We start from the raw sequence: 13,030 nt of genomic DNA, 5'->3' as shown, positions 1-13,030 counted from the left end.
TCCATCGTTGTCTGGGCCGCGCCGGTGAACGGCGCGCCGGTTCGGATCAGTCAAGCATGGAGTTTCCGGATTGGGATGTCCAATATATTATTTGTCGCCTATTAGGTCGTTTCCTGAATGAAAGACGCATGGCTGATCCGACTCCCGACCTGCGCCAGTGGCGCTATTTCGCGACCGTTGCGGACGAGCGCCATTTCGGCCGCGCGGCCGAACGCCTGTCGATGACGCAGCCGCCGCTGTCGCAGGCGATCCGCGCGCTCGAGGACACGCTCGGGGTCGCGCTGTTCGTGCGCAGCAAGCGTTCGGTGGCGCTGACGGCGGTCGGGGCCGCGCTGTTGCCCGATGTGCGCCGGCTGCTTGCGTCGGCCGATGCGTTGCCGCCGCTGGCGCGACGGCTCGCGCGCGGCGAGGCCGGCTCGTTGTCGCTCGCGTTCGTGTCGACCGCCGATTACGGGCTGCTGCCTTCGCTGCTGCGTGCGTTCGGCGCGCGTTATCCGCAGGTGCGCCTGCAACTCGCGGAGGCGACGAGCGACGTGCAGATCGACGAACTCGTCGCCGGCCGCATCGACGCGGGGCTCGTCATTCCGCCCGTGCCGCCGCGCCACGCGGCCGGGCTGTCGTACCTGCCCGTCCTGCGCGAGCCGCTGGTGATCGCGATGCCGGCGGCCGCGAGCGACGCGCCTGAAGACGAGCCCGTTCATCTCGCGGAAGTCGCCGCGTTGCCGCTCGTGATCTTTCCGCGTCGTTTGGCGCCCGGCTTTTATGACATCATTACGGGCTGCTACGGCGCGGCGGGGGAAACCCCGTGCATCGGCCAGGAGGCGATCCAGATGCAGACGATCGTCAGCCTCGTGTCGGCCGGCATGGGCGTCGCACTGGTGCCGCAATCGCTGCGTAACCTGCGGCGCACCGGCGTGGTCTACCGGCCGCTCGCCGGTCACGCGCCGGTCGTCGAGACGGGCCTCGTGTGGCGTACCGGCGACGTGAGCCCCGTGCTGGCCGGCTTCCTCGACGTCGTGCGCGCGCAGGGGCTCGCCCCGTGACGTGAACGATGGCGCGCCGGTGCCGTCCAACGTGCGGTGCTGCGCGTGTGCGACGGCCGCACCGCATTCGAAAACTTCTTCGCTAACCCATGATCATTCACCCGAATTTCGACCCCGTTGCGATCCATCTCGGGCCGCTGGCCGTGCGCTGGTACGGGCTCATGTATCTCGTCGGCTTCATCGCGGCGATCGTCGTCGGCCGGATCCGCCTGAAGCTGCCGCACGTCGCGGCGCAGGGCTGGACCGCGAAGGACATCGACGACATGATGTTCTACGGCGTGCTCGGCACCGTGCTCGGCGGCCGCCTCGGCTACGTGCTGTTCTACAAGGCCGATTTCTACTTCTCGCATCCGCTCGACGTGTTCAAGGTGTGGGAGGGCGGCATGTCGTTTCACGGCGGCTTCCTCGGCGTGACGCTCGCGATGGCGCTGTTCGCGTGGCAGCGCAAGCGCCATTGGCTGCAGGTCACCGATTTCGTCGCGCCGATGGTGCCGACGGGGCTCGCGGCCGGGCGGCTCGGCAACTTCATCAACGGTGAACTGTGGGGCCGCGTGACCGATCCGTCCGCACCGTGGGCGATGCTGTTCCCGGGTGCGATGCGCGACGATGCGGCATGGTTGCCGAAGCATCCGGAACTCGTCGAGAAGTGGCATCTCGCCGACGTGTTCATGCAATACCAGATGCTGCCGCGTCATCCTTCGCAGCTCTACGAAATTGCGCTCGAAGGCATCGTGCTGTTCTTCGCGCTGTTCTTCTTCGCGCGCAAGTCGCGGCCGATGGGCGCCGTGTCCGCGTTGTTCCTGATCGGCTACGGCCTCGCACGCTTCACGGTGGAGTTCGCGCGCGAGCCCGACGACTTCCTCGGCCTGCTCGCGCTCGGCCTGTCGATGGGGCAGTGGCTGTCGCTGCCGATGATCATCGCGGGCGTCGCGTTGATGGTCTGGGCGTATCGCCGCCGCGCGGCGAATGCCGTTGCGTGATGTGATGACGATGCACGCGCGATCGACGCGTGCATCGGCCTACGCATTGAAATGAAAAACGCCGGCCTTCGGGCCGGCGTTTTTCATTTCGGACTGCCGCGCGCTGCGTGTTACTTCATCTGCACGGAACCGTTGACGGTGACCGACACGGTGGCCTTGCCGCCTTCGACCGCGATCGGTGCGCTCATCTTCGCGCTGTCCATCGGTGCCGCGGCCATCGCCATCATGCGCGGATACGGCTGCACGTTGCGGCCGCCGCCGACGTTGACGTCGCGGATCGTGTAGCTGCTGTAGCCGAATGCCTTCGCGGCTTCGTCCGCGCGGGCGCGGAACGACTTGATCGCCTCGGTCGTCAGCTTCTGCTCGGCCGCGCGCTGTGCTTCGGGCGACAGCGAGAACTCGACGTTCGCGACCTGCATCAGGTTCGACAACTGGCCTGCCAGCTTCGACGCCGCGGCGAAATCGCGCGATTCGAGCGCGACCTCGGTGCGGCCGCGCCATGCGGAAATCTTGCCGTCGCGATCGGTGCTCGGATAGACGGAGAATGCGCCCGTGTGTGCCGTGACGCCCGATACGCTTTTCGCTTGCGACAGGGCGGCGTCGGCGCGCTGGTTCAACTGCGCGGTGAGGCTGCCCGGATCCTTGGCCTGCTGCTCGTAGAACAGCGTGATGTGGATGATGTCCTGCGGCACGTCGGCGCTGGCTTGCGATGACAGCGACAGCACGCCTGCCGGCTCCGGAAAGTGCGGGTTCGCGGCCTGCGCGTGCGCGGCGGGTGACGCGAGCGTCAGCGCGACGGGAACGGCGGCGGCAAGGGCGAGCGACAGCGCGAGTGCGGATTTCTTGGTCATTGTTGGACTCCTTGTGCGAGGGCGCGCACGCGGATCACGCGTGCGCGACGCGGGCGTACCGCGCGACGAAAAAACGACGGCCGGCTTGATCGGCCGGCAGCGGTTGCTTAGGCCGCGCGAAAGTGCCGCGAGTTCCGTGGCGGCGGCGCGTACTGACCAGATTTGACGTTTGGCGTGCGCCTACTTCATCAGCTTTTCGGTGATGAACCGCCATTCGGCGCGCGTGACGGGCGTGATCGACAGCCGGTTGCCGCGTGCGAGCACGCGCATGTCGGCGAGTTCGTCGTGTTCACGCAGCGCGGCGAGCGGCACGAGCGGCGATTTTTTCACGTAGCGCACGTCGACGAGCAGCCAGCGCGGCGCTTCCCGGGTCGACTTCGGATCGTAATAGGGGCTTTTCGGATCGAACTGCGTGGGGTCGGGGTAGGGCGTCGACGATACTTCGGCGAGGCCCGCGATGCCCGGCTCGGGGCAGCTCGAGTGATAGAACAGCACGCCGTCGCCGATCTTCATCGTGTCGCGCATGAAATTGCGCGCCTGATAATTGCGCACGCCGGTCCACGGCAGCGAGCGCTGCGGTGCGTTGGCGAGATCGTCGATGCTTGCTTCGTCCGGTTCGGACTTCATCAGCCAGTATTGCATGGATCGTGATCGACGCAGAAAGAGGCTGCTACAAAAGAAAACGGCACCGGGCTTCGCCCGATGCCGTTGGATAGGCCCCCGCCTTGGCCGCTAGGCCGGCATCCTGAACCTGAGGTTCAGAATTGGTCGCAGTTAGCAGCACTTCGGGTACATCAGACAGAGTGACGCGCGCGCCCGTGCTACAAATTTCCGCAACCGTGCACATGGCATTGGTTCAAGGAATATATGACCTTGGCGAACCAGGCAGGGAAGCTGACTGAACTGTGATTCGATGCGCCAATTTGACCACCGTTGATCGCCGAGATCAAGGGGAATCGACGCATCGATTAAAACGTTACTGCGTCTCGTGCTGTGCGAGCACCGCGCCGAGCTGTTCGTTCATCTGGTGCATTGTACGACGGATTTCCTCCGCCGGAAATGCTTCACCGTGCCGCACGCTCGTTTGCAGCCGCAGCAATTCGGAAGCGAGCGACAGCGCCGCCATCACGGCGATGCGATCGGTGCCGCGTACCGAGCTGTTCGAGCGGATTTTCGACATTTCGGCGTCGACGCGCGCGACCGCTTCGAGCAGTGCCGCTTCGGTCTCGGCCGAGCAGGCGAGCCGATAGGCCTGACCGAGAATCGAGACTTCGATCTGCTTGGTGCTCATGCATGTTCTCCGTGGCTGGCCGCGTCATCGCCATCCGTACGCGCCTGCGCATCCAGCAGGTCGAGCTGGTTGTCGGCTTGCTCCGCACTTTTCGAGCGCGGCAGCTTTTCGAGAATCGCGTTCAGTTTCACCTGGGCGTCGTCAATCTTTGCCGACAGCGTGTCGCGCTCGGCCGCGAGCGCATTGCGTTCGTCGCGCAGTTGCGCGAGTTCCGCGCGGACCGTGTCCGCGTCCGCGCGCAATTGCGCGACCTGCTCCTCGAGCGCGAGCCGTTCCGAGTGATAGCGCTTGTTCAGCGAAATCAGACGGCCAATATTTTGAGATAAGGTTTCGAGTTCGTTGAGCATTTGCTGCGTCCTCTAAAGACCCAGCATTTTAGCGCGGAATAACGCGCAAACCGACATCTGTAACGTTTCCAGTCGTAACACCCCTGCTTCTTGCCGCGAATCGGCGCGTCACGTGCGTGTCCGGATGCTTCCTTGACGCTCGTGCGACCCGCTCCTAAACTGGCGCCGCCTCGGTGCTCGCGCGTGCAACGCGCGGTTAAACGGGAAGCAGGGCGCGGGCTCCGCCAGGAAGCCGCCAACCTGCGCTGCCCCCGCAACGGTAAGCGGCCGCGTTGCATGACGCAGGCCGGCTCGGGCGCGTTCCGCATGCACGTTTCGTATGCGGACGCGGGCCACTGCGCGTCTTCGCGCGGGAAGGCGAGCCGGACCGCCGCCAGCCCGGATACCGGCCGAGGCGGGGAGCCCGCACGGGCTTCGTGACGCGCGGCCTGCGGGGAAGCGGGGCGCGCAGTGCTTCACGGGATTGATCTTCGATGCTGACCCCAATCGTCGGCGGCGCCGATTTCTGCCATCTTGTTGACGTTCTCGAACCGGGCGACCGCCGGAAGGTCGCCGCGCGCGTCGATCACTTGACCGCAAGGACCACGAGCTTGGGTATGCCTGCAACACGCTGCACTGCGCCGATGTCGCGCCCGGCCCGCAGCGGTAGCGCGCCGATGCGCGCAGCATCGGCCGTCGCGCGGAGGGCCGCATGAGCGCCGCGCGCGCCACCGCGATCTGGGCCGCATTGGCCGCGGCGGTCGCGTTGCTGTTCGTCGCGTCGCTGTCGATCGGCAGCGTGCCGATGTCGCCGTGGCAGGCGCTCGCGTCGCTCGTGCCGCATGGCGGCGACGCGCTGTTCGCCGACATCGTCCGCACGCTGCGCCTGCCGCGCGCGCTCGCGGGCTTCGCGTGCGGTGCGCTGCTCGCGCTGGCCGGCTCGTTGTTGCAGGTGTTGCTGCGCAACCCGCTCGCCGATCCGTACGTGCTCGGCGTGTCCGGCGGCGCGGCCGGCTTCGCGCTCGTCGCGATGATCGCGGGCGGCGCATGGTGGCTCGTCGATGTGTCGGCGTTCGCCGGCTCGCTCGTGTCGGTCGCGCTCGTGCTCGGACTCGCGCGCCGCGAGCTGGGGCGCGGCGAGGCGCGCGATGCGTCGCCGCGGCTGCTGCTCACGGGCGTCGTGATCGCGGCGGGGTGGGGCGCGCTCGTCACGCTGCTGCTGTCGCTCGCGCCCGATGCGCGGCTGCGCGGCATCATCTTCTGGCTGACGGGCGACCTGAACGGCGTGAGCACACCGTGGTTCGCGTGGGGCGCGCTGCTGCTGGCCGCGTGCATCGCACTGCCGGCCGCGCCGCAACTGAACGTGCTGCTGCGCGGCGATGCGACGGCGCTCGCGCTCGGCGTGCCCGTCGCGCGCCTGCGTGTGCGGATCTATCTCGTCGCGTCGCTGGCCGCCGCGGCCGCAGTGACGACCGCCGGCACGATCGGCTTCGTCGGCCTCGTCGTGCCGCACGCGCTGCGGCTCGCATTCGGCAACGACCAGCGGATGTTGCTGCCGGCCGCGATGCTCGCGGGCGGCGGTGGCGTGATGGCCGCCGACCTGCTCGCACGAACCGCGATCGCGCCCGCGCAACTGCCGGTCGGCGTGATGACCGCGTTGATCGGCGTGCCGGTGTTCCTGTGGATGTTGCTCAGGAGGCCGATGCGATGACCCGTGCCGCATTGCGCGCTACCGGCGACGAGATGAGCTGCGCGGCCGTCGGCCTGACGCTGAAGGCTGGCGCGCGCACGCTGCTCGATAGCTTCACGCAGGCGTTCCGTCCGGGCGAGATCTGGTGCGTCGCCGGGCCGAATGGCGCGGGCAAGACGACGCTGCTGGCGACTCTCGCGGGGCTGCAGCCGCCGGCCGGCGGACACGTCGAGATCGACGGCCGGCCGCTTTCCGCATGGCCGCCCGCGCAGCTCGCGCAGCGCCGCGCGCTGATGCCGCAGCAACTGCACGACGCATTCAGCGCGACCGTGTTCGATACGGTCTTGCTCAACCGCTTTCCGTATCTCGGCGGCTGGGGCTGGGAGCGTGACGGCGACCGCGCGGCCGCGCGCGACGCGCTGGCGACCTTCGACCTGACCGCGCTTGCGTCGCGCGACGTGCTGTCGCTGTCGGGCGGCGAGCGGCAGCGCGTCGCGCTGGCCGCGACGCTGTGTCAGGACGCGCCGTTGATGCTGCTCGACGAACCGCTCGCGCATCTCGACCTCCATCACCAGATCGATTGCCTGACCGCGCTGGCCGCCTGGCTCGACGCGGGCCCGCGCGCGGTGCTGTTCTCGTGCCATGATCTGAATCTCGCGCGGCGTTTCGCGACGCATGCGCTGTTGCTCGACGGCCGTGGCCACGCGTGGGCCGGCCCCGTGCACGACGTGCTGACACCCGAGCGCGCGAGCGACGCGTTCGGTTATCCGCTCGTGCTGATCCGCGAGAACGGCCGCGATGCGCTGCTGCCGGCGTGGCCCGAGCGACAATGACGTTTCCTTTTCCGATGCGCGGTGCACGCCGCGCCCACGACACGGCTTCCCGATGACGACCCCGACCCACTTTCCGCCCGCGATCGCACCGCTCGACGATGCGCTGCGCAAGCGCCTGCAGCATGTGATCGACCACAAGACCAAGCCGCCCGGCAGCCTCGGCCAGCTCGAGGCAGTCGCGCTGCAGGTCGGCCTGATCCAGCACACCGAGCGGCCGGTCGTGCAGCGTCCCGTGATGATCGTGTTCGCCGGCGATCACGGGATTGCCGCTGAAGGCGTGAGCCCCTATCCGCAAGCGGTGACCGCGCAGATGGTCGCGAACTTCCTCGCCGGCGGCGCGGCAATCAACGCGTTCTCGGGCGTCTCGCAGAGCACGCTCGAGATCGTCGATGCGGGCGTCGCGTCGCCGCTGCCGCTGTCCGATCGCCTGGTGTCGCTGCCGGTCGCGCGCGGCACGCGCAACTTCGCGACGGAACCTGCGATGACGCGCGACGAGGCGATGACGGCGCTCGCGGCCGGCGCGGCGCGTGTGCGCCTGCACGCGTCGCTCGGCACGAACGTGATCGGCTTCGGCGAGATGGGGATCGCGAACACGTCGTCGGCCGCGTGCCTGATGAGCCGCCTGCTCGGCGTGCCGATCGATGCGTGCGTCGGGCGCGGCACGGGCCTCGACGACCAGGGCCTCGCGCACAAGCGCGCGGTGCTCGGCCGTGCGCTCGTCAAGCACTCGCACGCGATTGCGCCGCTCGACGTGCTCGCGACGTTCGGCGGCTTCGAGATCGCGATGATGACGGGCGCGTATCTCGCGGCCGCGAGCGAACGGATGACGATCCTCGTCGACGGCTTCATCGCGACGGCCGCATTGCTCGTCGCCGAGCGCATCGCGCCCGGCGTGCGCGACTACTGCGTGTTCTCGCATACGTCGCACGAGGCCGGGCACCGGCGCATGCTCGAGCATTTCGGCGCGAAACCGCTGCTCGCGCTCGACCTGCGGCTCGGCGAAGGCACGGGCGCGGCGCTCGCGCTGCCGCTCGTGCGTGCGGCCGCTGCGTTCCTCACGGAAATGGCGAGCTTCGAATCCGCCGGTGTCGACGATCGTGACGCCTGATCGCGCGCGCGGCGTGCGGGCCGAACTGCGCTACTTCTTCGTCGCGCTCGGCTACTTCACGCGCGTGCCCGTGCCGCGCGCGATCGGCTACGCGGCCGGCGATCTCGACCAGGCCGCGCGATATTTCCCGCTCGTCGGCGCATGCGTCGGCGCGTGGGGCGCGCTCGTGTATCTGGTCGCGCTGCGCGCGCTGCCCGTGTCGATCGCGGTCGGGCTGTCGATGGCCGCCACGCTGCTCGCAACGGGGGCCTTCCACGAGGACGGCCTCGCCGACAGTTGCGATGCGTTCGGCGGCGGCTATACGCGCGACGACGTGCTGCGCATCATGCACGACTCGCGGATCGGCACGTTCGGTGCGGTCGCGCTCGTGATCGCGCTCGGCGTGAAATGGCAGGCGCTTGCGTCGATGCTGCCGTTGCGTGCCGCATGGACGATGATCGCCGCGCACGCGGCGAGCCGCGCGGCAGCCGTGAGCCTGCTGATGACGCTCGACTACGTGCGGCCCGAAGGCAAGGCGAAACCGGTCGCGCAACGGATGGGGGCGCGCGCGGCGTGTGTCGCCGCGCTGTTCGGATTGCCGTGGCTGTTCTGGCCCGACTGGCGCATGGGCGTCGCCGCCTGCGTGGCGCTCGTGCTCGTGCGCGCGTGGGCAGCCCGCTATTTCGTGAAGCGGATCGGCGGTTATACCGGCGACTGTCTCGGCTTCACGCAACAACTGTGCGAACTGGCGATCTATCTCGTGGTGCTCGGATGGACGTCGTCCTGATCCGTCATCCGGTCGTCGGTGTCGAGCCGGGCATCTGCTACGGACGCAGCGACGTGCCGCTCGCCGCGCCGGCCGACGCCGGCGCGCAGGCCGTGCGCGCGCATCTGTCGGTACTTGGCGCGCCGCTTCCCGAACAGGTCTGGACGAGCCCGCTGACGCGCTGCGCGTCCGTTGCCGAGCGGCTCGCGCAGGCATGCGGCGTGCCGCTGCAACGCGAGGCGGACTGGCAGGAAATGGATTTCGGCGCGTGGGAAATGCGGCGCTGGGACGATATCGATCGCGCGGCACTCGATGCGTGGGCGGCCGACCTGATGCATGCGTGCGCGCATGGCGGCGAAAGCGTCGCGCGATTCGCTGCCCGGGTCGCCCGGCAGGCCGATGCCGTCGCGCAGTTCGACCGGCCGCAATGGGCGGTCACGCATGCGGGCGTGATCCGCGTGTTCGCGGCGCATGTACTGTGCGTGCCGCTCGATACGCTGTTGTCGCGGCCGGTGCCGACCGGTGGTGTCGTCTGGCTGCGCGCGGATGCCGCCGCGGGAACGTGGGAAGTGGTGCACTGGGACGAATAGGCGCACCGGCGTCCGCATCTGAACGACGCGGCGCGCGGTCGATCTGTCTCAAACACCGATGCATCGGGTTCTGATGCGCGACGGGGGCTCAAGCCGCCGGAACTCAGCGCACCGGCCGCCGCCCACGGGCGGCTTCGAGATCCTCGCACAGCGCGGCCGCGCCCTGCGCGATCCGCGGCGACGGCCGCGTCAGCAGATCGCCGTCGATCGCGAACAGGTTGTTGCGCGCCACCGCCGTCAGTGCGGGCCACGTGCGCCAGCGCGCGAGGCTCGGCAACGGTTCGTCCGTACGCGACGCACCCGCGCTCGTCGTGACGATCGCCTCCGGATTGGCCGCGAGCACGGCCTCGTCGGTGACGGTCGGCACGAGCGGCCTGAGCGAGGCGAACACGTTGCGGCCGCCGCACAGCTCGATCACGTCGTTGATCAGGTGTGCGCCATTGAGCGTCATCAGCGGCCGGTCCCAGACCTGGAAGAACATCGTGACGGGCGCCCGCGCCGCATAACGTGCGCGCAGCGCCGCGATGTCGCGCGTATAGGCGGCCGCGGCCGCATCGGCAGCCGGTTGCGTGCCGAGCAGCGTGCCGAGCCGGCGCAGCGACGACGATACGTCGTCGAGGTGCTTCGGTTCGCTGAAGAACAGCGGGATATGCAATGCGCGCAGCGCGTCGGTCTGCCGCTCGGCGTTGCCGTGCCGCCAGACGACGATCAGGTCGGGCTTCAGCGCGGCGATCCGCTCGAGGTCGAGCGCCTTGTTGTCGCCGACGCGCGGTATCGCCCGCGCGGCGGGCGGATAGTCGCTGTACGTGACCGTGCCGACGAGCTTCGCGCCGCCGCCGGCCGCGTAGACGAGCTCGGTCGCGTGCGGCGCGAGGCTGATCACGCGCTGCGCGGGTGCCGGCAGCGTGACGGTGTTGCCGGCGTCGTCGCGCGTCGTGACGTCGGCGTGGACGAGCGGTGCGTGAGCGAGTGCGGTCAGCATCGCGACCGGTGTCAGCCGGTGCAACAGGCGCGGAATCATGCGGATTCCCGTTGCAGCAGCGGCACGCAGTGCGCGAGTGCGTCGCCGAGGCGCTGCCATTCGGCTTCGCTGCCCGGCAGGCCGACGCGTACGCTCGACGGAGTCGGGAAGTACCGCGTCCAGATTCCGCGTGCCGCGAGTGCCGCATGCAGTGCCGCTGCCCGCGGGTCGTCGGTCCAGCTGAAGAGCGGCGTCGTGCGGGCCGCGAAGCCGTGCGCGCGCAGCAGTGCGGCCAGCCGCTCGCCGTCGGCCGCGAGCCGCTCGCGGGCGGCGGCCTGCCATGCGCGATCGGCGAACGCCGCGGCGACCGCATGGCGTGCGGGGCCGCCGACCGTCCAGGCGCCGAGCATGTCGCGCAGCGCGACGATCTGGCCGGGGCACGCGAGCACGAAGCCTGCGCGGATGCCGGCGAGCCCGAAGAACTTGCCGACCGAACGCAGCACGACGAGCCCCGGGCGATCGACCTGCGGCGCGAGCGACTGCGTTGCACCCGTATCGGCGAACGCCTCGTCGACGATCAGCGTGCCGCCGCGCGCCGCCAGTTGCGCATGCCAGCCGAGCAGGCGTTCGGCCGGCACGAATTCGGCGGTCGGATTATTCGGATTCCCGACGATGACGTGGCGCAGCGTCGCAGGCAGCGTATCGGTGCCGACGTCGAGCGCGACGACGCGATGGCCGTGTCGCGCGAAAGCGGGTGCGTATTCGCCGTACGCGAGCGTCGCGACGCCGGCGTCGCCGGCCGGCAGCAGCGCGGGCAATGCGCGGATCGCAGCCTGGCTGCCGGCCACCGGCAGCACATGCGCGGGATCGGGCGCGTGGTAGTACTGCGCGGCGCAGGCCGCGAGGCCGTCGCCGTCGTCGGGCAGCCGGCGCCACGCGTCGGCCGGGACGGGCGGCACCGGATAGCCGACCGGATTGATGCCGGTCGACAGGTCGAGCCACGTGTCGTACGGAATGCCGTGGCGGCGTGCGGCTTCGTGCAGGTTGCCGCCGTGCGTGATGCGGGTGTCAGACATGATGGGTGGCCATGACGAGTGCGCCGCTCGCGACCAGCAGCGCGAGCCACAGGGCAAGCGTGCGCGTGACGAGCGACAACGCGGCGACGATATGGACGGCGCTCGCCGTCGCGCCGGTGCCGAGCGCGGGACGATCCTCGATCTCGCCGTGATAGACGGCCGGGCCGCCCAGCTGCACGTTCAGGCTGCCGGCGCCGGCGGCCATCACCGGGCCCGCGTTCGGGCTGTCCCAGTGGCGTGCCTGCGTGCGCCAGCAGCGCCATGCGGCGGCCGTGTCGCCGAGCAGCGCGTAGCTCGCGGCCGTCAGGCGCGCGGGAATCCAGTTGAGCGCGTCGTCGAGGCGCGCGGCGGCCCAGCCGAAGGTCAGGAAGCGCGGCGTGCGGTAGCCCCACATCGCGTCGAGCGTGTTCGCGAGCCGGAACAGCAGCGCGCCGGGGCCGCCTGCGACGACGAACCAGAACAGCGCGCCGAAGATCGCGTCGTTGCCGTTCTCGAGCGCGGATTCGACGGCCGCACGCGACAGCGCGCATTCGTCCGCGTCGCTCGTGTCGCGCGACACGATGCGCGCGGTGAGCGTGCGGGCGGCGCCGAGGTCGCGCCGCAGCAGCGCCGCGGCGATCGGCGCGACGTGGTCGGCGAGGCTTTTCGCGCCGAGTGCGAACCACAGCAGGGCGATGTGCAGTGCGGCCGCGAGCGGCCATGGCAGCACGGCCGCGAGCCATGCCGCGACGGCGACCGGCGGCACGACCGCCGCGATCCATGCGGCGACGCCGATCACGCGGCCGCGCCGGCCCGTGTTCAGCGCGCCTTCGATGCGCGCGGCGAGGCGGCCGAACGCGACGAGCGGATGCCAGCCGGCCGGTTCGCCGATCGCGCGGTCGATGATCGCGGCCGCGACCGCGAACATTGCGACTACGGGCAGCGACAGCATCAGCATGACGGCGCTCCCGTCTTGAGGTCGAGCGGCAGCCCGGCGACGAGCAGTGTCACGCGCGTCGCGAGCGCGGCGACACGCTGGTTCAGGCGCCCGAGTTCGTCGACGTAGCGGCGCGTGACCGACCCGAGCGGCACGACGCCGAGCCCGATCTCGTTGCTGACGACGATCACCTTCGCGCGCGCGCCGCGCAACGCGTGCTCGAGCCGGTCGACCTGCGCCGCGTACTGCGCATCGTCGAGCGGTTCGCCGTCGGCCGGGCACAGCAGGTTCGTGAGCCACAGCGTCAGGCAGTCGACGAGCAGGCACGCGTGCGGATCGTCGAGCCGCGCGAGCGTGCCGGCGAGGTCGACGGGTGCGTCGGCGAAGCCCCAGGCGGCCGGCCGGCGCGCGCGATGGTGCGCGATGCGCTGCGCGAATTCGGCATCGGCGGCGGTGGCGGTGGCGATGTAGGTGACGGGGCGGCCGCTGTCGGCGGCGAGGCGCTCGGCGTGCGCGCTCTTGCCCGAGCGTGCGCCGCCGAGGACGAAGGTGAGGTCGTGCGGAATCATCGCGTGATTGTAACGGCGCGGGCACACCGGCGCGGGGGATAATGCGGCCTT

General features: G+C 69.8%; 15 protein-coding genes, 1 other RNA gene and 1 riboswitch. Of the genes, 7 read left to right on the top strand and 9 right to left on the bottom strand.

Annotation, left to right across the window (positions count from 1 at the left end; all coding sequences use genetic code 11):
• The first annotated feature begins 128 nt into the window (after nt 1–128).
• Nucleotides 129–1,043, top strand: coding sequence for a LysR substrate-binding domain-containing protein (locus tag ACTJLD_RS36650; protein WP_060083232.1), 915 nt, complete (start codon nt 129–131; stop codon nt 1,041–1,043).
• An 89-nt stretch (nt 1,044–1,132) separates the two neighbouring features.
• On the top strand, nt 1,133–2,023 hold the full coding sequence (gene lgt / locus ACTJLD_RS36645) for a prolipoprotein diacylglyceryl transferase (protein WP_334010714.1): 891 nt from the start codon (nt 1,133–1,135) through the stop codon (nt 2,021–2,023).
• 110 nt (nt 2,024–2,133) lie between these two features.
• On the opposite strand, the gene ACTJLD_RS36640 is transcribed toward lgt, so the two are convergent.
• From ACTJLD_RS36640 to ACTJLD_RS36620, 5 genes are all read right to left on the bottom strand, one after another.
• The gene (locus ACTJLD_RS36640) at nt 2,134–2,874 is read right to left on the bottom strand and encodes an SIMPL domain-containing protein (RefSeq protein ID WP_048022579.1); all 741 of its coding nucleotides are present in this window, start codon (nt 2,872–2,874) and stop codon (nt 2,134–2,136) included.
• Nucleotides 2,875–3,054: 180 nt separating this feature from the next.
• The gene (locus tag ACTJLD_RS36635) at nt 3,055–3,516 is read right to left on the bottom strand and encodes an EVE domain-containing protein (RefSeq protein WP_021160795.1); all 462 of its coding nucleotides are present in this window, start codon (nt 3,514–3,516) and stop codon (nt 3,055–3,057) included.
• 71 nt (nt 3,517–3,587) lie between these two features.
• Nucleotides 3,588–3,769, bottom strand: a non-coding RNA gene (gene ssrS, locus ACTJLD_RS36630) — 6S RNA.
• 81 nt (nt 3,770–3,850) lie between these two features.
• A complete protein-coding gene (locus tag ACTJLD_RS36625; RefSeq protein ID WP_011352906.1) occupies nt 3,851–4,165 on the bottom strand; it encodes a cell division protein ZapA in 315 nt (104 codons plus the stop codon).
• Nucleotides 4,162–4,512 carry a hypothetical protein gene (locus ACTJLD_RS36620; RefSeq protein WP_021160796.1) on the bottom strand — a complete coding sequence of 117 codons (351 nt, stop codon included), beginning with the start codon at nt 4,510–4,512 and terminating at the stop codon, nt 4,162–4,164. The genes ACTJLD_RS36625 and ACTJLD_RS36620 overlap by 4 nt, the downstream gene beginning before the upstream one ends.
• Before the next feature lie 154 nt (nt 4,513–4,666).
• Nucleotides 4,667–4,920, top strand: a riboswitch (cobalamin riboswitch).
• 283 nt (nt 4,921–5,203) lie between these two features.
• On the opposite strand from ACTJLD_RS36620, the gene ACTJLD_RS36615 reads away from it, so the two are divergent.
• From ACTJLD_RS36615 to cobC, 5 genes are read left to right on the top strand one after another with little or no spacing between them, the layout of a single operon-like run.
• Nucleotides 5,204–6,202 (top strand): FecCD family ABC transporter permease, encoded by a 999-nt coding sequence (locus ACTJLD_RS36615; protein WP_027786720.1) that lies wholly within the window; start codon nt 5,204–5,206, stop codon nt 6,200–6,202.
• The gene (locus tag ACTJLD_RS36610) at nt 6,199–7,014 is read left to right on the top strand and encodes an ABC transporter ATP-binding protein (protein WP_124839287.1); all 816 of its coding nucleotides are present in this window, start codon (nt 6,199–6,201) and stop codon (nt 7,012–7,014) included. The genes ACTJLD_RS36615 and ACTJLD_RS36610 overlap by 4 nt, the downstream gene beginning before the upstream one ends.
• Nucleotides 7,015–7,066: 52 nt before the next feature.
• Nucleotides 7,067–8,122 (top strand): nicotinate-nucleotide--dimethylbenzimidazole phosphoribosyltransferase, encoded by a 1,056-nt coding sequence (cobT, locus tag ACTJLD_RS36605; RefSeq protein WP_027786722.1) that lies wholly within the window; start codon nt 7,067–7,069, stop codon nt 8,120–8,122.
• Nucleotides 8,112–8,888, top strand: a complete 777-nt coding sequence (locus ACTJLD_RS36600) for an adenosylcobinamide-GDP ribazoletransferase (protein WP_042975792.1) — start codon at nt 8,112–8,114, stop codon at nt 8,886–8,888. Before cobT ends, ACTJLD_RS36600 begins: the two co-directional genes overlap by 11 nt.
• Nucleotides 8,873–9,457, top strand: coding sequence for an alpha-ribazole phosphatase (cobC, locus tag ACTJLD_RS36595; RefSeq protein WP_440661184.1), 585 nt, complete (start codon nt 8,873–8,875; stop codon nt 9,455–9,457). Before ACTJLD_RS36600 ends, cobC begins: the two co-directional genes overlap by 16 nt.
• 103 nt (nt 9,458–9,560) lie before the next feature.
• Here cobC and ACTJLD_RS36590 read toward each other — a convergent pair whose 3' ends face one another.
• The 4 genes from ACTJLD_RS36590 to cobU are packed head-to-tail and all read right to left on the bottom strand — an operon-like array spanning nt 9,561 to nt 12,979.
• Nucleotides 9,561–10,478, bottom strand: coding sequence for a cobalamin-binding protein (locus ACTJLD_RS36590; RefSeq protein ID WP_440661182.1), 918 nt, complete (start codon nt 10,476–10,478; stop codon nt 9,561–9,563).
• The gene (cobD, locus tag ACTJLD_RS36585) at nt 10,475–11,494 is read right to left on the bottom strand and encodes a threonine-phosphate decarboxylase CobD (RefSeq protein ID WP_440661180.1); all 1,020 of its coding nucleotides are present in this window, start codon (nt 11,492–11,494) and stop codon (nt 10,475–10,477) included. Before cobD ends, ACTJLD_RS36590 begins: the two co-directional genes overlap by 4 nt.
• Nucleotides 11,487–12,431 (bottom strand): adenosylcobinamide-phosphate synthase CbiB, encoded by a 945-nt coding sequence (gene cbiB / locus ACTJLD_RS36580; protein ID WP_440661179.1) that lies wholly within the window; start codon nt 12,429–12,431, stop codon nt 11,487–11,489. The genes cobD and cbiB overlap by 8 nt, the downstream gene beginning before the upstream one ends.
• Nucleotides 12,425–12,979, bottom strand: a complete 555-nt coding sequence (cobU, locus tag ACTJLD_RS36575; RefSeq protein ID WP_027786728.1) for a bifunctional adenosylcobinamide kinase/adenosylcobinamide-phosphate guanylyltransferase — start codon at nt 12,977–12,979, stop codon at nt 12,425–12,427. Before cobU ends, cbiB begins: the two co-directional genes overlap by 7 nt.
• Nucleotides 12,980–13,030: the final 51 nt, after the last annotated feature.

It is taken from the genome of Burkholderia sp. 22088, from assembly GCF_052045915.1.
GTDB classification, from domain to species: Bacteria; Pseudomonadota; Gammaproteobacteria; order Burkholderiales; family Burkholderiaceae; genus Burkholderia; species Burkholderia cepacia.
This window is presented reverse-complemented; position numbering and strand designations above follow the sequence as displayed.